This window comes from Micromonospora sp. DT229 (assembly GCF_049844505.1).
Taxonomy (GTDB): Bacteria; Actinomycetota; Actinomycetes; order Mycobacteriales; family Micromonosporaceae; genus Micromonospora.
This window is the reverse complement of the sequence record NZ_JBNCLD010000005.1, coordinates 342,391-368,015: the sequence shown is the minus strand read 5'-3', so window position 1 is coordinate 368,015 and position 25,625 is coordinate 342,391. Positions and strand designations below refer to the sequence as shown.

At 70.9% G+C, this 25,625-nt stretch carries 27 protein-coding genes; 17 read left to right on the top strand and 10 right to left on the bottom strand.

Going from position 1 to position 25,625, the window contains the following annotated elements; translation table 11 throughout:
• Positions 1-26: 26 nt before the first annotated feature.
• Together ACLQ2T_RS11050 and ACLQ2T_RS11045 are read right to left on the bottom strand one after the other, a co-directional pair.
• Complete coding sequence (locus ACLQ2T_RS11050; protein ID WP_425765888.1) at positions 27-341, bottom strand: SRPBCC family protein; 315 nt, start codon at positions 339-341, stop codon at positions 27-29.
• On the bottom strand, positions 341-664 hold the full coding sequence (locus tag ACLQ2T_RS11045; RefSeq protein ID WP_425765887.1) for a DUF6158 family protein: 324 nt from the start codon (positions 662-664) through the stop codon (positions 341-343). The genes ACLQ2T_RS11050 and ACLQ2T_RS11045 overlap by 1 nt, the downstream gene beginning before the upstream one ends.
• Before the next feature lie 124 nt (positions 665-788).
• Here ACLQ2T_RS11045 and ACLQ2T_RS11040 point away from each other — a divergent pair, with 124 nt between their 5' ends.
• Together ACLQ2T_RS11040 and ACLQ2T_RS11035 are read left to right on the top strand one after the other, a co-directional pair.
• The gene (locus ACLQ2T_RS11040) at positions 789-1,235 is read left to right on the top strand and encodes a hypothetical protein (RefSeq protein WP_425765886.1); all 447 of its coding nucleotides are present in this window, start codon (positions 789-791) and stop codon (positions 1,233-1,235) included.
• A 23-nt stretch (positions 1,236-1,258) separates the two neighbouring features.
• The gene (locus tag ACLQ2T_RS11035) at positions 1,259-1,588 is read left to right on the top strand and encodes a DUF3817 domain-containing protein (RefSeq protein ID WP_425765885.1); all 330 of its coding nucleotides are present in this window, start codon (positions 1,259-1,261) and stop codon (positions 1,586-1,588) included.
• A 23-nt stretch (positions 1,589-1,611) separates the two neighbouring features.
• Here ACLQ2T_RS11035 and ACLQ2T_RS11030 read toward each other — a convergent pair whose 3' ends face one another.
• A complete protein-coding gene (locus ACLQ2T_RS11030) occupies positions 1,612-2,142 on the bottom strand; it encodes a DUF6232 family protein (RefSeq protein WP_425765884.1) in 531 nt (176 codons plus the stop codon).
• Positions 2,143-2,594: 452 nt separating this feature from the next.
• Here ACLQ2T_RS11030 and ACLQ2T_RS11025 point away from each other — a divergent pair, with 452 nt between their 5' ends.
• Complete coding sequence (locus tag ACLQ2T_RS11025) at positions 2,595-3,566, top strand: NlpC/P60 family protein (RefSeq protein ID WP_425765883.1); 972 nt, start codon at positions 2,595-2,597, stop codon at positions 3,564-3,566.
• A gap of 131 nt (positions 3,567-3,697) precedes the next feature.
• Here ACLQ2T_RS11025 and ACLQ2T_RS11020 read toward each other — a convergent pair whose 3' ends face one another.
• Positions 3,698-4,687: a sigma-70 family RNA polymerase sigma factor gene (locus ACLQ2T_RS11020; RefSeq protein ID WP_425765934.1), complete on the bottom strand. Its 990-nt coding sequence runs from the start codon at positions 4,685-4,687 to the stop codon at positions 3,698-3,700.
• Between the two features lie 471 nt (positions 4,688-5,158).
• Here ACLQ2T_RS11020 and ACLQ2T_RS11015 point away from each other — a divergent pair, with 471 nt between their 5' ends.
• The gene (locus ACLQ2T_RS11015; protein ID WP_425765882.1) at positions 5,159-5,854 is read left to right on the top strand and encodes an SDR family NAD(P)-dependent oxidoreductase; all 696 of its coding nucleotides are present in this window, start codon (positions 5,159-5,161) and stop codon (positions 5,852-5,854) included.
• On the opposite strand, the gene ACLQ2T_RS11010 is transcribed toward ACLQ2T_RS11015, so the two are convergent.
• Positions 5,839-6,579 carry a dTMP kinase gene (locus tag ACLQ2T_RS11010; protein WP_425765881.1) on the bottom strand — a complete coding sequence of 247 codons (741 nt, stop codon included), beginning with the start codon at positions 6,577-6,579 and terminating at the stop codon, positions 5,839-5,841. The genes ACLQ2T_RS11015 and ACLQ2T_RS11010 overlap by 16 nt on opposite strands.
• On the opposite strand from ACLQ2T_RS11010, the gene ACLQ2T_RS11005 reads away from it, so the two are divergent.
• The 5 genes from ACLQ2T_RS11005 to ACLQ2T_RS10985 all read left to right on the top strand — a co-directional run bounded on the left by ACLQ2T_RS11005 (position 6,482) and on the right by ACLQ2T_RS10985 (position 9,190).
• Complete coding sequence (locus ACLQ2T_RS11005; RefSeq protein ID WP_425765880.1) at positions 6,482-7,324, top strand: nucleotidyltransferase family protein; 843 nt, start codon at positions 6,482-6,484, stop codon at positions 7,322-7,324. The genes ACLQ2T_RS11010 and ACLQ2T_RS11005 overlap by 98 nt on opposite strands.
• Positions 7,321-7,593, top strand: a complete 273-nt coding sequence (locus ACLQ2T_RS11000; RefSeq protein ID WP_425765879.1) for a hypothetical protein — start codon at positions 7,321-7,323, stop codon at positions 7,591-7,593. The genes ACLQ2T_RS11005 and ACLQ2T_RS11000 overlap by 4 nt, the downstream gene beginning before the upstream one ends.
• A gap of 10 nt (positions 7,594-7,603) precedes the next feature.
• Entirely contained in the window at positions 7,604-8,380 is a 777-nt protein-coding gene (locus tag ACLQ2T_RS10995) for a metallophosphoesterase family protein (protein ID WP_425765878.1), read from the top strand.
• Positions 8,371-8,514: a GPGG-motif small membrane protein gene (locus ACLQ2T_RS10990; RefSeq protein WP_007464364.1), complete on the top strand. Its 144-nt coding sequence runs from the start codon at positions 8,371-8,373 to the stop codon at positions 8,512-8,514. The genes ACLQ2T_RS10995 and ACLQ2T_RS10990 overlap by 10 nt, the downstream gene beginning before the upstream one ends.
• Positions 8,515-8,689: 175 nt before the next feature.
• On the top strand, positions 8,690-9,190 hold the full coding sequence (locus tag ACLQ2T_RS10985; RefSeq protein ID WP_425765877.1) for a TspO/MBR family protein: 501 nt from the start codon (positions 8,690-8,692) through the stop codon (positions 9,188-9,190).
• Positions 9,191-9,247: 57 nt separating this feature from the next.
• On the opposite strand, the gene ACLQ2T_RS10980 is transcribed toward ACLQ2T_RS10985, so the two are convergent.
• Positions 9,248-10,045: a peptidoglycan DD-metalloendopeptidase family protein gene (locus ACLQ2T_RS10980; RefSeq protein ID WP_425765876.1), complete on the bottom strand. Its 798-nt coding sequence runs from the start codon at positions 10,043-10,045 to the stop codon at positions 9,248-9,250.
• Between the two features lie 251 nt (positions 10,046-10,296).
• Between ACLQ2T_RS10980 and ACLQ2T_RS10975 the strand changes: the two genes are divergently transcribed.
• From ACLQ2T_RS10975 to ACLQ2T_RS10955, 5 genes are all read left to right on the top strand, one after another.
• Positions 10,297-11,649: an ABC transporter substrate-binding protein gene (locus ACLQ2T_RS10975; protein ID WP_425765875.1), complete on the top strand. Its 1,353-nt coding sequence runs from the start codon at positions 10,297-10,299 to the stop codon at positions 11,647-11,649.
• A gap of 73 nt (positions 11,650-11,722) precedes the next feature.
• On the top strand, positions 11,723-12,775 hold the full coding sequence (locus tag ACLQ2T_RS10970) for a carbohydrate ABC transporter permease (RefSeq protein ID WP_425765874.1): 1,053 nt from the start codon (positions 11,723-11,725) through the stop codon (positions 12,773-12,775).
• 1 nt (position 12,776) lies between these two features.
• Positions 12,777-13,742, top strand: a complete 966-nt coding sequence (locus ACLQ2T_RS10965; RefSeq protein WP_425765873.1) for a carbohydrate ABC transporter permease — start codon at positions 12,777-12,779, stop codon at positions 13,740-13,742.
• Between the two features lie 61 nt (positions 13,743-13,803).
• Complete coding sequence (locus ACLQ2T_RS10960; RefSeq protein WP_425765872.1) at positions 13,804-14,835, top strand: LacI family DNA-binding transcriptional regulator; 1,032 nt, start codon at positions 13,804-13,806, stop codon at positions 14,833-14,835.
• A gap of 55 nt (positions 14,836-14,890) precedes the next feature.
• Entirely contained in the window at positions 14,891-16,549 is a 1,659-nt protein-coding gene (locus tag ACLQ2T_RS10955; protein ID WP_425765933.1) for an alpha-amylase family glycosyl hydrolase, read from the top strand.
• 3 nt (positions 16,550-16,552) lie between these two features.
• Here the strand turns inward: ACLQ2T_RS10955 and ACLQ2T_RS10950 are convergent, their stop codons facing one another.
• The 3 genes from ACLQ2T_RS10950 to xylA form a co-directional block, all read right to left on the bottom strand.
• Complete coding sequence (locus ACLQ2T_RS10950; protein WP_425765871.1) at positions 16,553-17,977, bottom strand: MFS transporter; 1,425 nt, start codon at positions 17,975-17,977, stop codon at positions 16,553-16,555.
• 107 nt (positions 17,978-18,084) lie between these two features.
• Entirely contained in the window at positions 18,085-19,512 is a 1,428-nt protein-coding gene (gene xylB / locus ACLQ2T_RS10945) for a xylulokinase (protein ID WP_425765870.1), read from the bottom strand.
• Between the two features lie 11 nt (positions 19,513-19,523).
• A complete protein-coding gene (xylA, locus tag ACLQ2T_RS10940) occupies positions 19,524-20,711 on the bottom strand; it encodes a xylose isomerase (RefSeq protein WP_425765869.1) in 1,188 nt (395 codons plus the stop codon).
• A 49-nt stretch (positions 20,712-20,760) separates the two neighbouring features.
• Between xylA and ACLQ2T_RS10935 the strand changes: the two genes are divergently transcribed.
• On the top strand, positions 20,761-22,020 hold the full coding sequence (locus ACLQ2T_RS10935) for an ROK family protein (RefSeq protein WP_425765868.1): 1,260 nt from the start codon (positions 20,761-20,763) through the stop codon (positions 22,018-22,020).
• Positions 22,021-22,159: 139 nt separating this feature from the next.
• Positions 22,160-23,824, top strand: coding sequence for a PP2C family protein-serine/threonine phosphatase (locus ACLQ2T_RS10930; protein WP_425765867.1), 1,665 nt, complete (start codon positions 22,160-22,162; stop codon positions 23,822-23,824).
• A 17-nt stretch (positions 23,825-23,841) separates the two neighbouring features.
• Here ACLQ2T_RS10930 and ACLQ2T_RS10925 read toward each other — a convergent pair whose 3' ends face one another.
• On the bottom strand, positions 23,842-24,393 hold the full coding sequence (locus ACLQ2T_RS10925; protein ID WP_425765866.1) for a MarR family winged helix-turn-helix transcriptional regulator: 552 nt from the start codon (positions 24,391-24,393) through the stop codon (positions 23,842-23,844).
• Positions 24,394-24,487: 94 nt separating this feature from the next.
• Here ACLQ2T_RS10925 and ACLQ2T_RS10920 point away from each other — a divergent pair, with 94 nt between their 5' ends.
• Entirely contained in the window at positions 24,488-25,615 is a 1,128-nt protein-coding gene (locus ACLQ2T_RS10920) for a PP2C family protein-serine/threonine phosphatase (protein WP_425765865.1), read from the top strand.
• The last annotated feature ends 10 nt before the right edge of the window (positions 25,616-25,625 follow it).

The following is a 25,625-nucleotide window of genomic DNA, read 5'->3' as shown; positions in this document are numbered from 1 at the left end:
ACGCTCTGGATGCTTGACTCGGCCGGTCAGCCGGCCTGTAGGTTGTCGGCCACCTCTCGGGCCAGGTTCGCCAGCGCCTCGTCGGCCAGCCGGTCGGGTTGGCCCGCACCGGACAGGTCCAGCCCGGCCCGGGTACCGCCGGTGTCCTGCGGTGTCACCTTCAGCTCCGCCGTCCAGTCCGTGTCGCGCGAACGCCAGCGGGCCCGCAGCCCGTCCAGGTCGCCATCGCGTACGGCGGATCGCAGCGGCTCGGGCAGCCAGGCGGCACTCCGGTCCGGGTCGGTAGCGGTGTTGAAGACCACCTCTGGTGGTGCTGAGATCCCCCGCTCGGCGTAGACCATCAGCCCTCCCGGAGCCGGTTCGGGTCGACCTCCCGACCGGGATGCCGGGCCAGGTACTCGGTCTCCAGTTCCGCGGTGCGCCGCAGGTGGGTGGCGAGCGCCGAGTCGGTGGCGTGCCGCAGGGTGTCCAGCCGGGTCCGGTGCAGGCTCTCCATCTCGCGGATGAGGTCCTCCTCGGTCAACTCCGCCGGGTCGATGCCGAGTGGTTCGATGTCGGAGTTCGCCGCGGCCACCCGGCCGTCGCCCCACAGCGGCATCCGCTGCTCGGGGCTCACCTCGGTGCCGCCGGGGGGAAATCCGTCCGTTGGTCGGGATGCTGTCATCTCGCGCCCCCTTGTCCGTCGTGGGCTGGCGTCTGTACGGTTGCCCACCCCCCGGTCGACCAAACCACCGCCACCACTACGACACGGTGTCGGAGAAGAACGAGGTCCCGGTACCCTCGGTGCCATGAAGCGGCTCTGGACCCCGGCGTGGATCGCCCGCCACGTGGCCATGGTCGTACTGGTGACGGCCTTCCTGGCGCTGGGCTGGTGGCAGGTCAGCCGGGCCGCCGCCGGCAACGCCATCAGCTGGGGCTACGCCGTCGAGTGGCCGATCTTCGCAGGGTTCGTGGTCTTCGTCTGGTGGCGTGAGGTCCGCCACGCGCTGCGCGACACCCCCTCGTCGTCGGCGACCGGCGAGGCGGCGGTCGTCGAGGAGGCCGAGGCCGTCCCGGCGGGCCGGTCCGCCGGGCCGACCGGGGTACGACCACAGCCGGGCATCGGTCGGCCGGTACGGGTCACCCGCACGGTCGACATCCCCGGCGAGGACGACCCTGAGCTGGCCGCCTACAACCGCTACCTGTCATGGTTGAACGCCAATCCGGGCGCCAAGCCCGGCGACTATCCCGGCTGAGCCGGCCCGGAAGGACACCAGAAGTGCGCGCTGCCCTCACCCGTTACCGCGTGATCGCCTGGATCGTCGGTGTGGTGCTGATCCTGTTGGTCGTCATCGGCATGCCGTTGAAGTACGGCTTCGGCGAGCCGATCGTGGTGGAGACCGTCGGTCAGGCGCACGGCTTCCTCTACATGCTCTACCTGGTCGCCACCTTCGACCTGTCCCGGCGGGTCAACTGGCCGCTGAAGCGGATGGTCCTGGTGATGCTGGCCGGAACGGTGCCCTTCCTCTCCTTCTGGGCCGAGCGCAAGGTGGGCGCCATGGTTCTCGCCGAACACCCTGAGCCGGCCCCGCAGCCGGTCGCCGGCTGACCCACCACCGCCCGCCGAGCGCCTCAGCGCTGGGGTCGCCACAGGTCGGCGTTGGCCAGGGGGTCCTCCCAGCTGCCGTGGTGGTGGATCTCCCGGGCCCGCCGCAGCGCCCGGCTGACCTGGCCGAACTGGTGCTCGTCGTCGCTGGCGAACAGCAACTCCGTGGCACCTGCCCGCTGCCCCCACAACTCGTACGCCGGGGGTCGCCACCGGTCGCCCGCCGCCGCGACCAGCACCGGCACCAGGAACACGGCACCGAGCAGCAGGTACGCCCCGGCGGTGAGCCGTTGCAGTCCGCCGGTGAAGCCGAGCGCCAGCCCGATGCCGACGATCACCGCGGCGGAGACCAGGGCGGCCCGGGTGGCCATCCGGTCGTGTGGCCCCCGGGTGGTTTGCAGGTGGGTCAGTTCCGCGACCTGCCAACTGGTGGTGCCGACCGTGAACCGGTCGGCCGTGACGATGATCCCGGGTCGGGCGTAGAGCAGGGTGGGTTGTCCACCTGCCGCACCCCCCGGTGACCAGGGCGGTCGTGTCCTAGCACCCTCACGCTCCACGGCCCCTCCTCCACTGCTGGTGTCGAGGCGACCGGCGGACGGCTCCTCGATGCAGATGTGCGGGAATCCCGGCTGTGCGCTTATTGTGTGCCCGTCTCGCCACCCTGGCCTGGCCGTTTGCGGTGCTCAGCGGCGCGGTGGCGGGCCGGGGGTGCCGGAAACACCATGCCGATTCCGGCTTGTCGGACATGGCACCCCAGCACTCGGGCGTCATACGCCAAGACGGACCCTTCTCACTTTCCTCCCATACCCTTTCATTGCTGACGAACGCAAACCTGATTCAGTCTCACCATCACCATTGGTCCCGGCTTTCACTGCCGCTGACTCCCGTCCCGTACTACCTTGGGCGAGTCGGCCCGGTCGGCCGCCGTCCGCCCCGGACGGCACCGGGCTGGTGCCGCCGCGGAGCGTCAGCAGGCCCGCGTCGGCGACGGGAGAGGAGCATCAAGCTCTTGTCGCCCCTGTTACACACGCTGCGGGCCCTGACCGTCACCGCGTTCGCACTGGTGCTGATCGCACCGGCCACGGTGGCCCGGGCCGAACCCTCCCCCGCCGAACTGACCCGGCGGATCGACAAGGCCTCCACCGAGTTGGAGAACGTGGTGGAGGCACACAACGAGCTACGCGAGAAGACCAAGAAGAACCAGGCCGCCGTACGCCGACTCCAGCAACGCATCGGTCCGCTGGAGCAGCAGGCCGCGCAGAGCCGCGCGGATGTCACCGAGTTGGCCACCACCGCGTACAAGACCGGCAACCTCGGCGCGGTGGACGCGCTGCTGCACGGCGGGGACTCGGCATCCGTACTGGACCGGCTGGGCACCCTGGACCACCTGACCCGGCAACGCCAGGCCACCATCGCCGGCTACACCGCGGACCAGCAACGGCTGCTCGACGAGAAGACCCGGCTGGATGTGACCCTCACCCAGCAGGCGGCGCGGTCGCGGGAGCTGACCAGCGCCAAGCGCCGGATCGAGCGGGACCTGGCCAAGTTGTACGAGCTACGCCGGCAGGCGTACGGCCGAGCCACCGAACGTTCGACCAACCGGCCGGACAGCGCCAAGGAGGCCCCCAACGTCTCCGGCCAGGCCGGCGCCGCCGTCCGGTACGCCTACGGTGCCCTCGGCAAGCCGTACGCGTGGGGCCAGGACGGGCCGAACGGCTACGACTGTTCCGGGCTGACCTCCGCCGCCTGGCGGGCCGCGGGCAAGTCGTTGCCACACAACACCCGGATGCAGTGGGGGGTGGTCGCCCACATCAGCCGCAGCGAGCTGCGCCCGGGTGACCTGGTCTTCTACCGCAGCCTGGGGCATGTGGCGATCTATGTGGGCGGCGGACAGGTCATCCACGCACCCACCTTCGGGCGGAATGTGGAGAAGCGGGCCGTCGACCTGATGGCGCCCTACGGCTACGGCCGGGTGCGCTGAGTCCGGGCCACTCAGTCGCCCGTCAGGCCCGGCCCCGGAGCCCTGCTGTGGTGCGGCCCGACCGGTGCCCATGACGAAGGGCCGGCGTCCCCCTACCGGACACCGGCCCTTCGCTCGCCGTTCCTACCAGGTCAGGCCGCTTGCAGCCCCTCCGCGCGAGCCAGCTCACGTAGCCGCCCGAGCGCCTGGATCTCCAGCTGGCGGATTCGCTCGCGGGACAGCGAGAACCGCGAGGCGACCTCGGTAAGCGAGTGCTCCCGGCCGTCCTCCAGCCCGTAACGCGCCCGCATGATGCCGGCGGACCGGTCGTCCAGGTGGTTCAGCAGGCCCTCGATGCGCTGCCGCTCCAGGCCGGTGAGCACGATCTCCTCCGGCGAGGGGGCGTCGCTGTCGGCGACCAGGTCACCGAGGTTGGTGTCACCGTCGTCACCGACCGGGGTGTCCAGCGACACGGTGTCCTGCGACCAGCGGACCAACTCGTTGACCCGCTCGACGGTCACCCCCAGGGCCGCCGCGATCTGCTCCGGCTCCGGGTCACCGCCCAGCTCACGGGTGAGCTGCCGGGCCACGTTGCGCATCCGGTTGACGTCCTCCACCAGGTGCACCGGTAGCCGCACGGTGCGTTCCTGCTGGGCGATCGCCCGGCTGATCGCCTGGCGGATCCACCATGTCGCGTAGGTGGAGAACTTGTAGCCACGTTCGTAGTCGAACTTCTCGACCGCCCGGACCAGACCGGTGTTGCCCTCCTGGATCAGATCCAGCATGGGCATCCCGGAGCGGACGTAACGCCGGGCGATCGACACGACCAGGCGGAGGTTGGCCCGGATGAACAGGTCCTTGGCCCGCTCGCCCTCGGCGACCAGTCGGCTCAGTTCCTCTCGGGTGGCACCGTCGGGCACGCGGTCCTCGCCGAGCAGGTGCTCGGCGTACAGGCCCGCCTCGATGGCCTTGGAAAGGTCGACCTCCATGGCGGCGTCCAGCAACGGCGTCCGGGAGATCTCGTGCAGGTAGACTCCAACCAGGTCGCGCTCCTCGGCAACCTCGTCGGTTCGCATCCCGATGTTCTTGTCCACGGTGCCCACGGTCCCCTCTATCGCGCCGGTTGCCCGGTTCCTTGCCATCCCCACGCTCATCAGCCCCTCCCCCGTAACCTCCGCTGTGCCCATCGGTGCTGACATCTACACAACAGATGAGACGTATCGGGGATTCCATGTCGTGGGTCGAAAGTGTCACGAATGCCTGATAATCAGCTGAGAGCACGGTCCACGTTTGCTGTCAGCACCCTGTCGGATGATCTGGTCGACAGGGACCTCGGTGAGGTCGACGGATCGACGGATCGCTGACCGTACCCGCCCATGGCAACACTGCCCGGCCGACCGATACAGCGACCCGGGTCACCCCCGTGCTGCGATGCTGGTCACTGCCAGATACGCGTACGCGGAACGGTTGGTTCATCCACGCCGGTGGTAATACCCCACGCCCTGATGAACAATCCGTACCCCCGTTCTATGCCCGGGTTTGCCCCCCGCCGAGGGCCGGCGTCCCGCTGCCGACCGGCGCGGGGAGCGGGCGACGGCAGTAGCGTGTGGCCCATGGCCGAACGCAGCGTGTTGATCACCGGAGGCACCGGCGGGCTGGGCACCGCGGTGACCGCGACCTTCGTCGAGGCGGGCTGGCGGGTGGTGGCGCCACAACGGCACCAGCCGACCCCGAGCCCCGATCCGGGCCCCAACGCTCCCGTACGGCTGGTCGCGGATCTGACCGAGGCGGACGACGTGGCCAGGGTCACCGAGGTGGCCGCCGGGGATCCGCAGGCGCCGCTGCGGGCCGTGGTCAACCTCGTCGGCGGTTACGCCGGCGCCGGTCTGGTGCACGAGACCCCGATCGAGGAGTTCGAGCGGATGCTCACCCTCAATCTGCGTCCCACCCATCTGGTCACCCGGGCCGCCCTGCCGCGTCTGATCGAGGCGGGCGGGGGCGCGGTGGTCTGCGTGGCCTCCCGGGCGGCGGTCGCCCCCTTCCCGGGGGTCGCCGGCTATGTCACCGCCAAGGCCGCGGTGCTCGCCTTCGCCTCGGCTGTCGCGGTGGAGTACAAGTCGGCCGGGGTGCGCTGCAACACCGTGCTGCCGAGCATCATCGACACCCCGGCCAACCGGGCGGACATGCCGCAGGCCGATCATTCCCGGTGGGTGGCACCGACCGAGATCGCCTCGGTGATCCGTTTCCTGGCCTCCGAGGAGTCCGCCCCGACCAGCGGCGCCGCCGTACCGGTCTACGGTCGGGCCTGAGCCGGCGCAACCGGGGCGACGGGGTTCGCGACCCGCACCCCGCACCGGGCCTGGTCCTGCGCCGCCCACCACCCGGTCAGATACGCCTGGATCGCCTGGGCCACCTCCTCTGGCGACCGGGTCGCGTCCACGACGACGAAGGTCGGATATTCCGGCAGGGTGCGGTAGGCGTGCTCGGCGGCGGTCAGGTAGGTCAGACTCTCCTGGTCGGTGCCGCGCCGCTCGATCCGCCGGTACGCCTCCGCCGGGTGCACCGCCATCAGGAAGGTCACCTGCGGTTGCGGGAAGATCCGGTACGCCGCCCGGACCAGGCGCTCCCAACGCTGCCCACCGTGGGCCCGAAGGCTGGCGTACTGGCAGACGGCGTAGCGGTCCATCACCGCCGTCCGGCCGGTGAACCAGCCGGCCAGCAACGCCGCCGCGATGGCCAACCAGCGCAGTACGGACTCCACCAGCAGCATTCCGTCCCGCCCGACCAGCCGTTGGGCCTCCCCCCTACCCAGTCGGTTGGCCGCCCGCCCCAACCAGCGTCGGCCGCCCGCATTGCGGTGGTAGGTGGCGGGATGACCAGAGGCACTGAGGGCGTCCGCCAGCGACTGCGCCTGGGTGGTCTTGCCGGAGCCGTCGATGCCGACCAGCGCCACGGCGCGGAGTCGGCTGGCCCGACCGCGCTCGGATGAGGGGGCCGACCATGCCGGCAGAGGGGCTTGCGTCGCACTGACCACCCTCGACAGATTATCCGACCCCCGCAGCACCCCTGCGTGTTACCTACCGGTTAGGGGCGGTTCGGGGTGTTCCACCAGCGTGACAGGTGTGGGTTGGTGGAATGCCGGGTACGGATGGGAACCCCCGAGGTGCCCCGAACGAGTCGACAGGAGAGCCGAGATGGCCGAGCGCGACGACGAAACTCTTCTCCACACCCTGAAGAAGGTCGCCGCCGTGCTCAAGCAGGCCGACATTCCGTTCGCCCTCGGCGGCAGCTTCGCCGTCTACGCCCACGGCGGGCACTCCAGCGAGCACGACGTCGACTTCCTGATCCGGGAGGGCGATGTCGATGCCGCCCTGGAGGCCCTGGTGGCCGCCGGCTTCACCGCCGAGCGACCCCCGGAGGACTGGCTGGTCAAGGTCTACGACGGCGGCCGGATGGTGGACCTGATCCATCGACCGATCGAGACCCCGGTGACCGAGGAGACCTTCACCGACACGGTGGTGCGGCCGGTCGACGCCATCCACATGCCGGTGTTGTCGGCCACCCAGTTGATGGTGCACAAGCTGCTCAGCTTCTCCCAGCACTACTGCGACTTCGCCCGGGGTCTGCCGCTGGCCCGGTCGCTGCGGGAGCAGATCGACTGGGAGCGGGTACATAAGGACACGCAGCACTCGCCGTACGCGGAGTCGTTCCTGGTGCTGCTGGACAGGCTGGAAGTCGTGCCGTTCGTCGGCACGGCCGACGGGAGGGGAACACCGTGACCGTGTACCGCGACCCCGGCGCCGGGCCACCGGACGAATACGTCGAGGCGGAGATCCAACGACTGCTCTCCGAGGATCCGGCCGTGGCCGAACAGGGAATCACCGTGGTCCGCACGGAACGCGGCCTCATGTTGTACGGCGAGGTGGAGAGCGCGTACCGGCGGGACGAGATCCTGCGCCGGGTGGCCGAACGCTTCCCGGAGGTGTCGATCACCAGCGACATCGGGGTGACCCGCACGCAGGCACCCACGGAGATCGAGCAACTCTGAGGGAGGTTCGATGGTTATCCGGATCGCCGCCGTGGGGGACGTGCATCTGGACGACGACGTGGTCGGCCGGTTCCGGCCGGCACTGGAGGAGTTGCCCGACCGCGCCGACGTACTGCTGCTCGCCGGTGACCTGACCCGGCACGGCACCGAGGCCGAGGCCCGCTGCGTGGCCCGGGAGTTCGGTGGCCTGGGCGTACCGGTGATCGCCGTGCTCGGCAACCACGACCACCAGTGCGACCAGGTACCGCAGGTGACCGGGGTGCTGGAGGAGGCGGGGATCACCGTGCTGGAGGGCACCGGGGTGGTGCTCGACTGCGCGGGCGGGCGGCTGGGGGTGGCCGGGGTCAAGGGCTTCGGTGGCGGATTCGCCGGCCGTTGCGCCAGTGACTTCGGTGAGCCGGAGATGAAGGCCTTCGTACGCACCACGACCGAGAGCGCCGAACGGCTGTCGGCGGCCCTGCGGTCGCTGGACTGCGACATGCTCGTGGCACTGACCCACTACTCGCCGGTGCCGGACACCCTGGCCGGTGAGCCGTTGGAGATCTATCCCTTCCTCGGCTGCTACCAGCTGGGTCAGGCGATCGACGACGCCCCGACCACCCTGGCCCTGCACGGGCATGCACACCAAGGCTCGGAGCGGGGGGTCACCCCGGGCGGGGTGCGGGTCCGCAATGTGGCCCACCCCGTGATCAAGCAGGCGTACAGCATCTTCTATCTGGGCGATGGTCTCGATCAGGCCGACGTTTCCCCAGTCGGGACATCGGGTACTGCGCAACCATGGAGCTGATTCTCTGGATTCTCGCAGTCGTACTGGTGGTTGCCGGCATCCTCGCGCTGTTCCGGCGGCAGATTCTCTGGGGCATCGTCCTCATCGTGGTCGGTCTTCTCGTCGGCCCGGGTGGTGTCAGCATCTTCAATTGACGTGGCGACGACGACGTCGCCCACACCGGACCCGCCGGGGTCGTCATGACCGGAACTCCGTCCTCCCGACTGGAGTCACCGGGCACGGCGACCCCGGCGTGCTGTCCAGCCTTCTTGCGGTGTCCGACATGCGACCCTGAGGTTTGCCGGCCCCCGGGACGGAGAAGCAGCCCTCATGCGGATGACTACGGCACAGACCCGACGGGCCACCGGCGGCGCACGACAGTGGTGGGCGCTGGCCGGCTTCGGGCTGGCCGTGTTCGCCGCGGCGGCCCTGGGCAGCCTGGCCGTCACCGGCACTTCGGCCGAGTACGCCAGCCTGGACCAACCCGGCTGGGCGCCGCCGTCCTGGCTGTTCGGGCCGGTGTGGACCGTGCTCTACGTGATGATCGCGGTGTCCGGCTGGCTGGTCTGGCGTCGGGTGGGCTTCGGCCCCGCCCTGATCGCCTGGGTGGTGCAGTTGCTGCTGAACGCCGCCTGGACCCCGCTGTTCTTCGGCGCCGGCCAGTACGGCCTGGCCTTCGCCGAGATCGTGGTGATGTGGCTGGCGATCGGGGTCACCGTGCTGTTGTTCCGGCGGGTCAGCGTCCTGGCGGCGGCCCTGCTGCTGCCCTACTGGGCCTGGGTCACCTTCGCCGCCGCCCTGAACTACTCGATCTGGCAGCTCAACGGGTGACCTACCCTGGGCGCGGCGGATGTGTAGCCGCACCGCGCCCAGGAGGTCGAGGACGGCTCAGCAGCGGGGCACGTTCGGGATGAACCCGTCGTATCCGGTGTAGGTGTACGCATCCGCGATGAAGCGACCGGCGCCGATGCGGTTCCAGATCGAACTGGTGCCGTAGGTGCCGGTGACCGTGGTGCCGTTGGTCTGACAGTTGATGGTGACCTTCGTACCGGTGGCCAGGGAACCGACGGCCGAGTAGCCGGTGCCCGGGCCGGAGCGGACGGTCAGATCGGCACCGGCGGTGCGTACCGTGCCGGAGCCGGTGGCCGAGGAGCAGCCGTTGCCGCTGGTGTAGTTCCTGGTGCCCCAGTACAGCGCCAGGGTGCCGTTGAACCGGATCTTGATGTCGGCCCCGTTGAGTCGCTGCTCGTAGTGCAGGTGGGCGCCGCTCGAATTGCCGGTGCTGCCGACCCAGCCGATCACCTTGCCGTAGCCCACGGACTGTCCGACGGAGACGTTGAAGCCCCGCAGGTGGGCGTAGTAGGTGTGGTAGCCGTTGCCGTGGTTGATCCGCACGTACTTTCCGTAGCTGCTGCCGCCCAGGTCGGTCACCCGGTCGACCGTGCCGGGGGCGCTGGCCACCACGGGGTCACCCAGGTCGTCGGTGCGGTTGAAGTCGATGGCGTTGGCCGGGCTGTGGCCGCTGCGGGTCTGCCCGGACCAGGTCTGGCCACAAGGGAAGGGCACCCGGAAGGTCGGCGCCGCCATCGCGGGCGACGCCGGCAGCAGGAACCCTGCGACGAGCGTCAGCAGGGCGCCTGCCGCCAGTAACCGGGCGGTGATGGGGCGCAGCCATCGATCATGCATCTAGCACCTCCGAGGTCGAAACCTGTCAATGGTTTAGACAAGCCTGGCAGGAATCCTCGGATATCGGTAGACCGAGTATTCGCGGAGAACGCGACCGGCCCGAACAGCAGGTTTCGGGATTGTTACTTGTCCGTGTCCCGTCCAGGGGTGGACCCCACCGGATGCAAGCGCTTACATGTGTAACGCCCCATCGGACCGGCGCCATGTTGACCGGATGTGTCCGGTCAGCGCCGGCTAGAAAGGAGGACGGTATGGCGGTCTTTGCCAGGCCACGCCAGGCCCTCGCGATCGCTGGCGTGCTCGGACTGGCGCTCGGCGTCAGCGCGTGCGGCACCGGAAGCAGCGACAACAGCGGCAATAACAACAACGCCGATTCTGCCGAGTGCGCCCCGTACGAGAAGTACCAGGGTCACAGCGGCAAGAAGGTGGGCATCTACTCGTCAATCCGCGATATCGAGGCCGACCGCCTCGACCAGTCGTGGAAGCAGTTCGAAGAGTGCACCGGCATCGACATCAGCCACGAGGGCGCTGGTGACTTCGAAGCGCAGCTGCCGGTTCGCGCCGACGGCGGAAACGCGCCGGATCTCGCGTTCATCCCGCAGCCCGGTCTGATTCAGCGTTTCGCCGAGCGCGGCCAGATCAAGGCCGCCAGCGCCGACACCAAGGCGATGGCCGAGGAGAACTACCCGGCCGACTGGCTGAAGTACAGCACGGTCGACGGCGCCTTCTACGGCGCGCCGCTGGGCTCGAACGTGAAGTCGTTCGTCTGGTACTCGCCGAAGATGTTCCAGGAGAAGGGTTGGTCGGTCCCGACCACCTGGGAAGAAATGATCAAGCTCAGCGACACCATCGCTGACAGCGGCACCAAGCCGTGGTGCGCCGGCATCGAGTCCGGTGACGCCACCGGCTGGCCGGCCACCGACTGGATCGAGGACGTCCTGCTGCGTACGCAGACCCCCGAGGTCTACGACCAGTGGACGACCCACGAGATCCCGTTCAACGACCCGCGGATCGCCGACGCCCTCGACCGGGCCGGCACCATCCTGAAGAACGAGAAGTACGTCAACGGCGGCTTCGGCGGGGTTCGCAGCATCACCACCACCTCCTTCCAGGAGGGCGGCATCCCGATCACCTCCGGCAAGTGCGCCCTGCACCGGCAGGCGTCGTTCTACGCCAACCAGTGGCCGGAGAACACCAAGGTGGCCGAGGACGGCGACGTGTTCGCGTTCTACTTCCCGGCCATCGACCCGTCCCGGGGCAAGCCGGTGCTGGGTGGCGGCGAGTTCGTCGTCGCCTTCGCCGACCGTCCCGAGGTGCAGGCGGTGCAGACCTACCTGGCCTCCGGTGAGCACGCCAACAGCCGCGCGAAGATCGGCGACTGGGTCTCGGCGAACAACAAGCTCGACCTGGCCAACGTCAGCAACCCGATCGACAAGCTCTCCGTGGAGATCCTCCAGGACGACAGCTCGGTCTTCCGGTTCGACGGTTCCGACCTGATGCCCGCCGCCGTCGGCGCCGGGACCTTCTGGAAGGGCATGATCGACTGGATCAACGGTAAGGACACCGCCAGCGTCCTCCAGGGCATCGAGAGCAGCTGGAAGTAATTCCAGCGGTGGGGCCGGTCCGCTGGTCGCGGACCGGCCCACCTGCTCCGTGGAGTAACCCCTGGGAGGGTTGATGAACTTCGACTTCGCCGGCCAGGCGCCGAAGATGATGATGTTGCTGTGGGGGCTGGTCGGCTTCGCAGTGGTGGTCGGCGGCCTGCTCTTCGTACTCGACGCGGTGCCGTCCTACTTCGCCCGGCGCCGTGAGGCGCAGGTGCTGGCGGCGTACGCCAGCGGGGGTCCGATGCCTCGGCGGACCAAGCCCCGCGAGGGTCTCTTCGCGCTGTTCTTCCTGATGCCGGCGGTGCTGCTGCTGCTGATCGGTCTGGTGGTCCCGGCGCTGCGGACCACCCTGCTGTCCTTCATGGACGGTAGCAGTCAGAACTGGGTCGGCCTGGACAACTACCGTTGGATGTTCGCCGATGACGCGATCGTCCGGGTGCTGCTCAACACCCTGGTCTGGGTGACGCTGGTGCCGCTGGCCGCCACCGCCATCGGTCTGATCTACGCGGTGCTGGTGGACAAGGCCCGCCTGGAATCCATCGCCAAATCCCTGATCTTCATGCCGATGGCGATCTCCTTCGTCGGCGCCAGCATCATCTGGCGGTTCGTGTACGCCTACCGTGGCGACGACCAGGACCAGATCGGCCTGCTCAACCGGATCGTGGTCAGCCTCGGTGGCGAACCCCGGCAGTGGCTGCTCGACTCACCGCTGAACACCCTGCTGCTAATCGTGATCATGGTGTGGATCCAGGCCGGTTTCGCCATGGTGGTGCTCTCCGCGGCGATCAAGTCCATCCCGGCGGACATCGTGGAGGCGGCCCGCCTCGACGGGGTCACCCCGTGGCAGATGTTCTGGCAGATCACCATGCCGAGCATCCGGCCCGCGCTGATCGTCGTGGTGGTCACGATCTCGATCGCCACGCTGAAGGTCTTCGACATCGTGCGTACGACGACCAACGGCAACTACGACACCAGCGTGATCGCCAACGAGATGTACAACCAGGCGTTCCGGTACGGCGAGAACGGGCAGGGCTCCGCACTGGCGGTGTTCCTCTTCATTCTGGTGGTACCGATCGTGATCTTCCAGATCCGGAACCTGCGTCAGCAGCGACGGGAGGGCTGAGATGACCACCACCACTCCCCCGGCCGCGGTCGGCGCCCAGCAGGACGGCAAGGGTTCCACCCGGGCGTCACGGGTACGCAAGCGGCTCAACAGCCGTACGGCGACCGTGGCCGCGATCGTCATCGCGGTGGTCTGGACCATCCCCACCTTCGGCCTGTTCATCTCCTCCTTCCGCCCGGAGGCGGAACTGAAGACCACCGGCTGGTGGACGGCCTTCCGGGATCCGCAGTTCACCCTGCAGAACTACCAGGACGTGTTGTTCGGGCAGAACGCCTCCTCCGGGCAGCTCGCCAACTACTTCGTCAACTCGCTGGTCATCACCGTGCCCTCGGTGTTGTTCCCCCTGGCGTTCGCCGCCCTGGCCGCGTACGCCCTGGCCTGGATCAACTTCCGCGGCCGGGACTGGCTCTACATCGCCATCTTCGCGCTCCAGATCGTGCCGTTGCAGATGGCCCTGGTGCCGCTGCTCAGCTTCTTCTCGCGCGGAGTCAACCTGGGCGGGATCACCCTGATGCCCGCCTGGAACCTCGACGGTGCACAGAACTTCGCCCAGGTGTGGTTCGCACACACCTGCTTCGCGCTGCCGTTCGCGGTGTTCCTGCTGCACAACTTCATCTCGCAACTGCCCAGGGACCTGATGGAGGCGGCCCGGGTCGACGGGGCAACCCACCCCAAGATCTTCCGCACCATCGTCCTGCCGTTGGTGGCACCCGCCCTGGCCGCGTTCGCCATCTTCCAGTTCCTCTGGGTCTGGAACGACCTGCTGGTGGCGCTGATCTTCGCCGGTGGCAGCGAGGTCACCGCCCCCCTGACGGTGCGGTTGGCCGAACTGGCCGGTACCCGGGGCAACGAATGGCAACGGTTGACCGCCGGAGCCTTCGTCTCCATCGTCGTACCGCTGATCGTGTTCCTGTCGTTGCAGCGCTACTTCGTTCGAGGGCTGCTCGCCGGCAGCGTCAAGGGTTGACCCACCGGTGGTGCCGCCGCCTGAGGTGGCGGCACCACCGGAGGCAGTGAGTGGGGTTACCGTGACGAGGATCGACGATGTCGCCCGGTTGGCCGGGGTCTCCACGGCCACCGTCTCCCGGGCGTTGCGCGGACTGCCCACCGTGTCGGCGGCCACCCGTCGGCGGGTGCTGGCCGCCGCCGAACAGTTGCAGTACGCCGTCTCCCCCAGCGCCTCGCGACTGGCCGGCGGGCGTACCGGCGCGGTCGCCGTGGTGGTCCCCCGGATCACCCGGTGGTTCTTCGGGGTGGTCGTGGAGGCGGTCGAGGACTTCCTCCACCAGTCCGGGTACGACCTGCTGCTGCACAACCTGGGTGGGCGGGAACAGAACCGACAGCGCCTGCTGCACCCGGCCAACCTGCACAAGCGGGTGGACGCCGTGATGCTGGTCGCCACTCCGTTACGCCCCGCCGACCTGGCCGCCCTGACCACCCTGGCCCTGCCCGGGGTGACCGTCAGCTCCGGCACCGACGTGGCGGGCTGGCCCTGCGTACGCATCGACGACGTGGCCGCCGCCCGCACCGCCACCCGCCATCTGCTGGAACTCGGTCACCGGCGCGTCGCGCACATCTCCGGCGACCCGGACGACGAACTGGCCTTCACCACCCACCTGGACCGGCGGCGGGGCTACCAGGAGGCGCTGCGCGCGGCCGGGCTGCGGCCGGACCCGACCCTGGATGTGGAGTCCGGGTTCGACATCGCCGGTGGCACCCGGGCCACCGAGGAACTGCTGCGCCGGGGTGACCCGCCGACGGCCATCTTCGCCGCCTGCGACGAGATGGCGATGGGCGCGCTGACCGCGCTGCGCGACGCGGGCCTGCGGGTACCTGAGGATGTCAGTGTGATCGGCATCGACGACCACGCCCTCTCCGGTGTGCTCGGGCTGAGCACGGTCGCCCAGCCCGCCGCCGAGCAGGGTCGGTTGGCTGCCCAGATGCTGCTGGACCCGCTCTGCCGACCTGCCGCCTCCGCCCCCGACCCGGCCGCCACCCTGGTGATCCTGCCCACTCGGCTGGTCGTGCGGGAATCGACCGCCCCACCACGGGCAAACTGAACCAACGGGTCTCCATCGCCCGTCGCCGACCTCGTCCGGACCATGGGAGTACGCCCTGAACGAGAACCCGACCCCGCAGCCCGCACCCGCCGTCGCGGCCCCCGCATGGTGGACCGAGGCGGTGATCTACCAGATCTACCCGCGCTCCTTCGGTGACTCCGACGGCGACGGGATCGGAGACCTGCCCGGCATCACCGCCCGCCTGGACCACCTGCGGGAGCTGGGGGTCGACGCGATCTGGCTCTCCCCGTTCTATCCCTCACCCCAGGCCGACGCCGGGTACGACGTGGCCGACTACCGGGACGTCGAGCCGCTGTTCGGCACCCTGGCCGACGCCGACGACCTGATCGCCCAGGCACACGCCCGCGGGCTGCGGGTGATCGTGGACCTGGTGCCCAACCACACCTCCTCGGCCCACGAGTGGTTTCAGCAGGCCCTGGCCGCCGGGCCGGGCAGCCCCGAGCGGCAGCGCTACATCTTCCGCGACGGGCGGGGACCCGAGGGTGCCGAACCACCGAACGACTGGCAGAGCGTCTTCGGCGGACCGGCCTGGACCCGGGTGGCCGACGGGCAGTGGTACCTGCACCTGTTCGACACCGCCCAACCCGACCTGAACTGGGACGACCCCGAGGTTCGCACGGAGTTCCTGGAGGTGCTGCGGTTCTGGTTGGACCGGGGGGTGGACGGCTTCCGGGTGGACGTGGCGCACGGCCTGATCAAGCAGGCCGACCTGGCCGACTGGCAGGAGCCGCAGGAGATCCTCTCCGGTCAGGAGGTGGACAAGCCCCGCCCGCCGATGTGGGACCAGGACGGGGTACACGAGATCTACCGGGACTGGCGGCGGCTGCTGGACGGCTACCCCGGCGAACGGATCCTGGTGGCCGAGGCGTGGGTGGAGCCGGCCGAGCGGCTGGCCCGCTACGTCCGTCCCGACGAGATGCACCAGGCCTTCAACTTCGAGTACCTGCTGGCCTCCTGGACGGCCCCGGCCCAGTACGCCGTCATCACCCGCTCCCTGGAGGCCACCGACGCGGTCGGTGCCCCCGCCACCTGGGTGCTGTCCAACCACGACGTGGTGCGGCACGCCTCCCGGCTGGGCCTGCCGATCGGCACCCCCCGCCCCAACGGCATCGGGGCGGACGACCCGCAGCCGGACGCCGCGACCGGTCTGCGTCGGGCCAGGGCGGCCACCCTGCTGATGCTCGCCCTGCCCGGCTCGGCCTATCTCTACCAGGGCGAGGAACTGGGGTTGCCGGAGCACACCAGAATGCCGGACGAGGCCCGCCAGGATCCGACCTGGGAACGCAGCGGACACACCCAGCGCGGTCGGGACGGCTGCCGGGTGCCGATCCCGTGGGAGGCCGACGCCCCCTCGTACGGCTTCGGGCCGACCGACGCCAGTTGGCTGCCCCAGCCGGGCGTCTGGGCCGAGTACGCCCTGGACCGCCAGCGGGAGGTGCCCGGGTCGACCTACGAGATGTACCGCACCGCCCTGCACCTGCGGCGTACCCACGGGCTGGGTCGTGGCACGTTGCAGTGGCTCTCCTCCGGCGACGAGGTGCTGACCTTCCGCAACGGCCAAGTGGTGGTGCTGACCAACTTCGGTGCCACCGGGGTACCCCTGCCCGGCGGCGAACTGCTGCACAGCAGCGCCCCGCTGGACGAGGACGGCTCGGTCCCCACCGACGTCACCGTCTGGATGCTCGCCGACTGAGGCTCACAGCTTCTCCGCGCGGGTGTGGAGCAGCTGGGTGACCTCGGAGATGTCCTTGGGGGAGGTGCGGGCGGCCAGCCAGTACATGATGCCGGTGGGGATGAAGAAGAGCTGGAAGGCGGCCAGCCCGACGGCGTAGTTCAACGGGGGCGGGAAGGCCGCCCGCAGGGCGTGGAAGGCGACCCCGACCAGCCCGTTGCCGGCCGCCCGCCCCACCCCGTTGACCAGGTTGCCCAGGCTGTAGACCGTGCCCCGGTGCTCCGGAGGGTTGGCGTCGGCGATCAGGGCGAACCAGTTCGGCGAGTTCGCCGAGGTCAGCGCCAGGGCCAGCAGGGCGGTGAGCAGGCTCAGCCCGACGGTGGGCTCGGTGACGACACTGGCCAGTACGGCCCGCACCACCGTGCCGGTGCCGGCCCCGTCGGGCACCTCGATGCGGATCGGCACGAAGAACAGCACCAGGTAGAAGGGCAGGGCGGCGAGGATGCCGATCGCGGCCACGGTGGCCCGGCCGGAGAGGGTACGCCGTTGCAGGGCGTCCCCGATCAGTCCACCGACGATGGAGAGCACCCCGCCGAGTTGGAACAGGGTGGCGAAGACGCTGCCGACCACGATCGCGGTGGCCGTCGAGTAGCCCTGGTCCCGGGCCCGTTCGGCGAACAGCACCGGCAACCAGACCAGCGACCCGAAGGCGGCCTGGGCGGTGAGTCCCTGAAGGATCAGCCACCGGTTGGTGCGTCGACCCAGGATGACCGGCAGGTCCCGGCGACTGATCCGGTAGTCGTAGTCCGCGCCCCCGGCCAGCGCCTCGGCCAGTTCCGGTTCGCTCTGGCCGCGCCGAATGTCGTACGTGAGCAGGTAGGCCGCAGTGGCGACCAGACCGACGACGGTGAGCAGCAGGAACGGTCGTCGCCAGTCGGCCGCCCCGAGCAGCCCGCCGACCAGGGTGCCGGCCAGGGTGCCCGCCCCCTGGGACAGCCCCCAGAAGCTCATCACCAGGCCCCGCCGCCGGGGCGAGATCAGGTCGGTGACCACCGAGAAGCCGACCGAGCCGACCGCCCCCAGCCCCACCGCGGCCAGCAGCTGCGCGGCCAGGAAGGTGGGATAGCCCCCGGCCAGCCCGCTGCCTCCGGTCCCGGCGGCCCAGAGCAGAGTGCCGATCATGAGCAGGGGCTTGCGGTGGGTACGGTCGCCGAAGTAGGCCCAACCCACCGCCGCCACCGCGCTGACCAGGAAGCTGACCGCGGTCACCAGGCCGAGCAGGCGCTGCGACACCTCGAAGGACTCGGCGATCGCGCCGTACAGCGGCGGCACCAGGCCGATCGCCACATTGTCCAGCGAGGCGAGCAGCACGAAGACGACGACACTGTAGAACCGGTGCACCGCGCCGCCGCCCCACACCCGCCCGGCTCCGCCCGTGGTCAAGGTCATGCGGGCAGCCAATCAGGACCGGATGTCGGGCCGTGCACCGGCCCACCCCCGGATCGAGTGGCTGCACCCCCTAGCGCCAGCCACTCGATCCGGGTTTCGAGGGTGGTTCAGCCCTGGGCCTGGCGGTCCAGGTGGTGTTCGCGGGCCTGGGCGTAGCGCTCCCGGATGGCCGGGACCGGTTCGGCGGCGTACTCCCGGGTGCCGGCCGGGGTCCAGTCGGGGGCCTCCGTGGCGCCCAGGGCCAGCCAGGCGGCCTGGCGGGCGGCACCGTCTGCGACGTACTCCCCCGGCGGGGGAACGACGACCGGGCAGCCGAAGACCTGGGCGGCGATCCGACGTACGGCGGCGGAACGGGCCCCACCCCCGACCAGGATCACCCGACGGGCCTGCGCGCCCTGGGCGGTCAGCGCGTCCAGACCGTCGGCCAGGGCACAGAGCATGCCCTCCACGGCCGCCCGGGCCAGGTGCGCCGGGGTCGAGGTCCGCAGGGTCAACCCGTGCACCGCCCCGGTGGCCGTCGGCCGGTTCGGGGTGCGCTCCCCCTCCAGGTACGGCACCAGCACCAGCCCGTCCGCCCCGGGCGGGGCGGACAGCGCCAGGTCGGCCAACTCGTCCAGGCCGACCCGCAGCATCCCGGCGGCGGCGTCCAGCACCCGGGCCGCGTTGAGGGTGGCGACCAGGGGCAGGAACCGGCCGGTCAGGTCGGCGAAACCGGCTACCGTGCCGCCGGCGTCGGCGGCCGGGGTCTCCGCGATGCTGAAGACCGTGCCGGAGGTACCGATCGAGACCAGCACGTCACCGGAGCCCGCTCCCACCCCGAAGCCGGCGGCGGCGTTGTCACCCGCCCCGGGGCCGAGCAGGGCCTCGGTGGCACCCGGCAGGGCGGCCGGGTCCAGCCGACCGGCGGACTCGGCCGGACCCAGCACGGTGGGTACCCGTACCACCCGGCCCAGTGCCCGTTCCAGCAGGTCGGGGCGGTACTCGCCGGTGGCCGGCGACCAGTACCCGGTGCCGCTGGCATCACTGCGATCAGTACGCAGGGCGTCCAGCCCGGGTGCGCCGGCCAGCCGCCAGGTCAGCCAGTCGTGGGGCAGGCAGACGGCCGCCACCCGGTCGGCGTTGGCCGGCTCGTGCCGGGCCAGCCAGCGCAGCTTGGTGACCGTGAAGCTGGCCACCGGCACACTGCCCACGGCCTCCGCCCAGAACTGCCCGCCCCCGGCCTCGGTGACCAGGTCGGCGGCGGCCTCGGCCGAGCGGGTGTCGTTCCACAGCAGGGCCGGCCGGATCACCTGCCCGGCCTCGTCCAGGCAGACCATGCCGTGCTGCTGACCGGCGACGGCGACCGCGGCTACGTCGGCCAGCCCACCGGCGGCCTCGACCGCCTTCTGGAGGGCGGACCACCAGGCCTCCGGGTCGACCTCGGTGCCGTCGGGGTGCGGTGCCCGGCCCTGGCGGACCAGGGCACCGGTCTCCGCGTCCCGGACGACCACCTTGCAGGACTGGGTGGAGGAGTCCACCCCGGCGACGAGCGGCATCCCGTCCGTCCTCAGCGGGCGCCGAGCAGGTGCTCGACGGCGAGCTGGTTGAGCCGGACGAAACCGAAGCCACGGGCGGCCACGGCCTCGACGTCGAACTCCTCGAACGCGGTGGTGTCGGCGAGCAGTTCGGCGTACCCCTCACCCTCGCCGAGGGTCGGCACGGCCAGCTCGGCGACCTTGCTGGCGGCCAGCGCCTCGGCCACCTCCGGGTCGGCCCGGAAGGCCGCGGCCCGCTCCTTGAGCAGCAGGTAGGTGCGCATGTTCGCCGCCGCGGAGGCCCACACCCCGTCGATGTCCTCCGTGCGGGAGGGCTTGTAGTCGAAGTGCCGTGGCCCCTCGTAGGCGGGACCCCCGGCCGGGCCGCCGTGCTCCAGCAGGTCGACCAGGGCGAAGGCGTTGAGCAGGTCACCGTGGCCGAAGACCAGGTCCTGGTCGTACTTGACGCCCCGCTGGCCGTTGAGGTCGATGTGGAACAGCTTGCCCTGCCAGAGGGCCTGGGCGATGCCGTGGACGAAGTTGAGCCCGGCCATCTGCTCGTGGCCGACCTCCGGGTTCAGCCCGACGCGCTCGGGGTGGGCGAGGGTGGAGATGAAGGCCAGGGCGTGCCCGACGGTGGGCAGCAGGATGTCGCCGCGCGGCTCGTTCGGCTTGGGCTCCAGGGCGAAGCGCAGGTCGTAGCCCCGGTCGATGACGTACTGGCAGAGCAGGTCGACCGCCTCGCGGTAGCGCTCCAGGGCCGCCTGGACGTCCTTGGCGACGTCGTACTCGGCGCCTTCCCGGCCGCCCCACATGACGAAGGTCTTCGCGCCCAGTTCGGCGGCCAGGTCGACGTTGCGCAGCACCTTGCGCAGGGCGTACCGCCGCACCTCACGGTCGTTGCTGGTGAAGCCGCCGTCCTTGAAGACCGGCTGCTGGAAGAGGTCCGTGGTGACCATCGGCACCACCAGGCCGGTCTCGTCCAGGGCCTTGCGGAACCGGGCGATCTGGGCGTCGCGGGTGGCCGCGTCCGAACCGAAGGGGATGAGGTCGTCGTCGTGGAAGGTCACGCCGTACGCGCCCAGCTCGGCCAGCCGGTGCACCGACTCCACCGGGTCGATGGCGGTACGGGTGGCGTGGCCGAACGGGTCGCGGCCCTGCCAGCCGACCGTCCAGAGCCCGAAGGAGAACTTGTCGGCGGGGGTGGGACGGGGTGCCATGACAGACCTCCGGTGGTGTCGTCCGCTATTTGTTCAGTGGTTGAATTAAATGGTGGTGATGTGGCAGTGTCAAGAGGTGATCCCCTCCGCAGCCCCGGCCGGCGCGGTGCGCCAGGGCAGCCTCCGCGAACTGAACCTCGCCCTCGTGCTCGGCCGGATCGCGGCCGCCCCCCGACCTCCCTCACGGGCCTCGCTGGCGGCCGAGACCGGCCTGACCCGGGCCACGGTCTCCGCCGTGGTGGAGGACCTGGTCGCCGGGCGACTGGTCACCGAGGCGGAGCCCCAGCCGCGTACCGGTGCCGGCCGACCGGCCCGTGGTCTGGTGCTCGCCGGGGACGGCCCGGCCGGGTTGGGGCTGGAGGTCAATGTCGACTATCTGGCCGCCTGCGTCGTGGACCTCACCGGTGCGGTCCGGCACCACAGCGTGCACCGCGCCGATCTGCGGCCGATCTCCCCCGCCGACGCGCTGGGCCGGCTGGTGCGGCTGGCCGCCGAGGCCCGGGCCGCCGCCGACGCGCAGGGCCTCATCCTGGCCGGCGCCGCCCTGGGGGTGCCCGGCCTGGTCGACGACGCCGGGCTGGTCCGCCTGGCCCCGAACCTGGGCTGGCGCGACGTGCCGGTGCCCGAACTGCTGGCCGGGCATCCCCCGCTGACCGAGGTGATCGACGGGGTGCCGCCGCTGGTGGTGGACAACGAGGCCAACCTGGCCGCGCTGAGCGAGTTGCACGCCGGCGCCGGGCCGGGCAGCTTCCTGCACATCTCCGGTGAGGTCGGCATCGGCGCCGGCATCGTGCTCGACGGCGCCCTGTACCGAGGGGCCCGAGGTTGGAGCGGGGAGATCGGCCACATCCCGGTACGCCCGGACGGGCCCGCCTGCCGGTGCGGGGGTCGGGGTTGCCTGGAGCAGTACGCCGGCCAGGAGTCGATCCTCGCGGCGGCCGGCCTGGCCGGGGCGGACCTACCGGCCGACACCGCCCCGAACCGGCTGGCCGAGCTTGCCGAGGCGGGCGAAGCACAGGTGCTGCGCGCCCTGCACGAGGCCGGGACGGCCCTCGGGGTGACCGTGTCCAGTGTGGTCAACCTGCTGGACCTCGACACGGTGGTGCTCGGCGGCGGCTACGCCCCCCTGGCTCCCTGGCTGCGCCCACCGATGCTCGCGGAGATCGATCGCCGGGTGCTGACCGCGGCCTGGTCCCCGGTGACCGTCCGGCCGGCGACCCTCGGGGCCACGGCCGCCGCCGTCGGCGCGGCCGGTTCGGTGGTACGCCGGATCATCGCCCGGCCGGTGGCCTGGTTGGCCCGGCTGTAGCCCTAGCCTCCACTGCGTCCGGGCGGGTCCCGAGGGCACTTCGGTACGCTTGCCCCCAGGCAACCATGACCGTGACCCGGAGGAGCGACACCACCGGAATGCGCACACCCCGACAGCGCAGGGCGCACCGCGAGCCGGAATGACCACCACTCGTGAGGGCCGAGTCGTCGGCCCCGCCCGCCGTGACAAGGCCGGCCAGGGCAGGGCGGAGCGACCGGAGCCGGCCGACCGCCTGGACCTGGCCGGTGAAGTCCTTGACGGACTGGCCGAGGCGGTGCTGACCGTCGACGGCGACGGGCTGGTCAGCACCGCCAACACGGCCGCCAGGAGACTGCTGCCCGAGGTGGGCCCCGGCACCGATCTGGCCACCTGCGCGGTGGCGGCACTGGCGACCGCGACCGCCGCCGGGCACCCCCACTTCGAGGGTGAACACCGCAGCCGACGCCTTCGCGGGGTACGGCGGCCACTGCCCGCCGGCCGCTGGGTCTGGTACGTGCGTGATGTCACCGACGAGTGGACCGGCACCGAGGCGCTGCTCGCCGAACGCCGCCGTACCGCCTTCCTCGCCGACGCGGGTCGGCGCCTGGGCCTGGCACTGCACCGCGACCAGGCGCTGCGTGCCGCCGCCACCCTCCCGGTGCCCTACCTGGCCGACCTGGCCCTGGTCGTACACCTGCCGCCCGTTCCCGCCGAGCAACGGCCGCACTGGGTCCGCTACGCCGAGGGTCAGCCCGGCCCGGTGACCGGGGAGTCCGACTGGAGTCTGACGGCAGCCCTACCCGGGCTGGAGGAGGCCCTGGACGGCGGGTTCCCGGCGCCTGGACCCTGGTCGGTGGCGGCGCAGGAGGACCTGGACCCGGTCTTCGCCGCCGACCTCGACCGGGAGGCGACCCTGCTGGTCAGTCCGATGCCGGGGGCCGGCCGGACGGTCGGGGCCCTGGTGCTGCTGCGACACCCCGGGCGTACCGGCTTCGACCCTCGGGATGTCGATCTGGCCCGTGAGTTCGCCGCCCGGGTGGGCGCCGCCCTGACCATGGCCGAGTTGTACGACCAGCAGGCCCACCTGGCCCGAGTGCTCCAGAACAGCCTGTTACCGCCGGAGCTGCCCCGGGTCGCCGGGATGGAGATCGCGGGAGGTTACCGTGCCGCCGGGGACAGCCTGCGGATCGGTGGCGACTTCTACGACCTCCTACCCTCCGAGGGCGGGGTGTTGTTCGCCCTGGGCGACGTCTGCGGCAAGGGGGTCGGCGCGGCCGTGCTGACCGGCCGGGTACGGCAGTCGTTGCAGACCCTGCGGCTGGTCGAACAGCAGCCGTTGAAGCTGCTGCGGCTGCTCGACCGGGCCCTGCTGGACATGCCGGACGCCGCCCGACGCAGCCAGTTCACCACCCTGCTGCTGGGCAGCCTGAGCCAGGATCCCGAGGGCGGCCTGCGGGTCCGGGTCGCCGGGGGTGGGCATCCCGCGCCCCTGGTGGTCGACCCCGACGGCACGGTGACCCGGATACCGGTGGGTGGGATGCCGGTGGGAGCCCTGCCGGACGCCCGGTTCACCGAGATCGATCTGCGGCTGCCGCCCGGTGCTGTGCTGTTCGCCCACACCGATGGGGTCACCGAGGCTCGCGGTGGGCCGCACGGTGCGGAGATGTTCGGCGAGCGACGGCTGCACCAGGCCCTCTCCTCGGGTGCCGGGCTGCCGCCCAACGCCCTGGTCGAGCGGGTGCTGCGCCTGGTCGACGAATGGTCCGCCGGGCAACGGCACGACGATGTGGCGATGCTGGCGGTGACCCCCCGCAAGCCCGGCTGACCCCGACCGGGGCGGCGTCAGGCCGTACGGGAGACCGGGGTGTCCCCGTTCGACCAGCTCAGCGGGGTGTCGACGACCTCGCGGACCTCCCCGCGGTGCACGGAGCCCGGCTCCTCCGGCTGCGGCACCAGCGAGGACACCGGCCGTACCACCCGTGCCCGGGCCGCCTCGTCGAACTCCTGGAGACCTCGCAGCAGGGCCGTGCGGCCCTCCGGGGTCATGTCGGCCAGGATCGCCGCCAGGTGCTGCCGGCGGTCCTCGCGCAGCTCGGCGAGGAGGCTGCGGGCCTCGGCGGTCAGGTGCAGGGAGATCTCCCGCCGGTCCGCCCGGCCGGGCTCGCGCTCCAGCATCCCGGCGGCGACCAGTCGGTCGCAGAGCCGGCTGGCCGAGGAGAGCAGCATGTCCAACCCGGCAGCGAGCCTGCGCAGGTTGATCCCGTCCTGTCGCTCGACGAGCATCACGGCACGAAGCTGGGCGGTGGAGATGCGGTTCGCTGTGCGCTCCCGGGCACCGTCCCAGACGGTCAGCAGGGCGCCCGCCGCGACATCCACCTCGGCAGCCATACTCATCTCGGGTCCTGGAAAACCATGCAGTTCCGCCATCGTGCGCCTGAGCGTACTCCGATTCTGTCGGTCGATGGGCTTGTGATCAAGGAGATGCCCCATGAGCGATCCGGTCGATCAGGCCCGCACCGTGCTCACCGCCGCCCCGGCGGATCTGCTGCTGAGCCGGATCAGAGGACTGCTCGACCAGCGGTACGGCATGGCGGAGGTCGACCTGCTCCAGGTCGACTACCGACTGGCCGCGTTGCTGCCGCTCACCGCCGGGGAGGCGGTGACCGAACCGGGCCACCCGGCCTGGCGGTGCTTCGACCACCAGAACCCGATGTACGCGGACGGCACGGCCTATCTGCCGGTCAGCATGCGCGGCGAACGACGTGGAGTGCTGCGGGTGCGGCCGGTCGCGGACGAGAGCCTCCTGCCGGAGCTGGCCGAGATCGGCACCGCCCTGGCGCACGAGCTGACCGCGGTGGACCCCGGCACGGACGTCTACCGCATCGCCCGGCGTACCCGGCGACTCACCCTCGCCGCCGAGATGCAGTGGGAACTACTGCCGGGGCGCAGCCGGATCCGGCCCTCCTTCAGCCTGGCCGGGCAGTTGGAACCGGCGTACGCGGTGCGCGGGGACAGCTTCGACTGGTCCGACGACGGCGATCGGGTGTGGACCGCAACCATCAACGGCATGGGCTCCGGGGTCGCCGCCTCGATGCTCACCACCCTGGCCACCTGCGCGCTGCGCAACGCCCGCCGGGCCGGCATCTCCCTGGCCGACCAGGCCGCCCTGGCCGACCAGGCGATCTACGCCCTGCATCGGGGCGAGCAGTACCTGGCCACCCTGCTGATCGAGGTGGACCTGCACAGTGGACTGCTCACCGCGGTCGACGCGGGCTCCCCCCGGCTGGTCCTGCTCCGGGCCGGTGAGGTCGGGGTGCAGTCGTTGGAGGAGCAGTTCCCCCTCGGCATGTTCGAGGGGTCGCACTATCGCGAGCAGCACCTCCAGCTGGAGCCCGGCGACCGCCTCTTCATGATCAGCGACGGGGTGCTCGACGCCACCGGGCAGGACATCCGCTACGGGCAGACCGCCCTGGACCGGATGCTGCGTCGTACCGCCCCGATGAGCCCGCTGGACGCGGTCCGCGCCCTCCTGGGGGACCTGCGGGCCTTCGTCTCGGCCGATCTCACCGACGACGCGGTGATCGTCTGCCTGGACTGGTACGGGCCGCAGCCGTGAGCGCCACGGC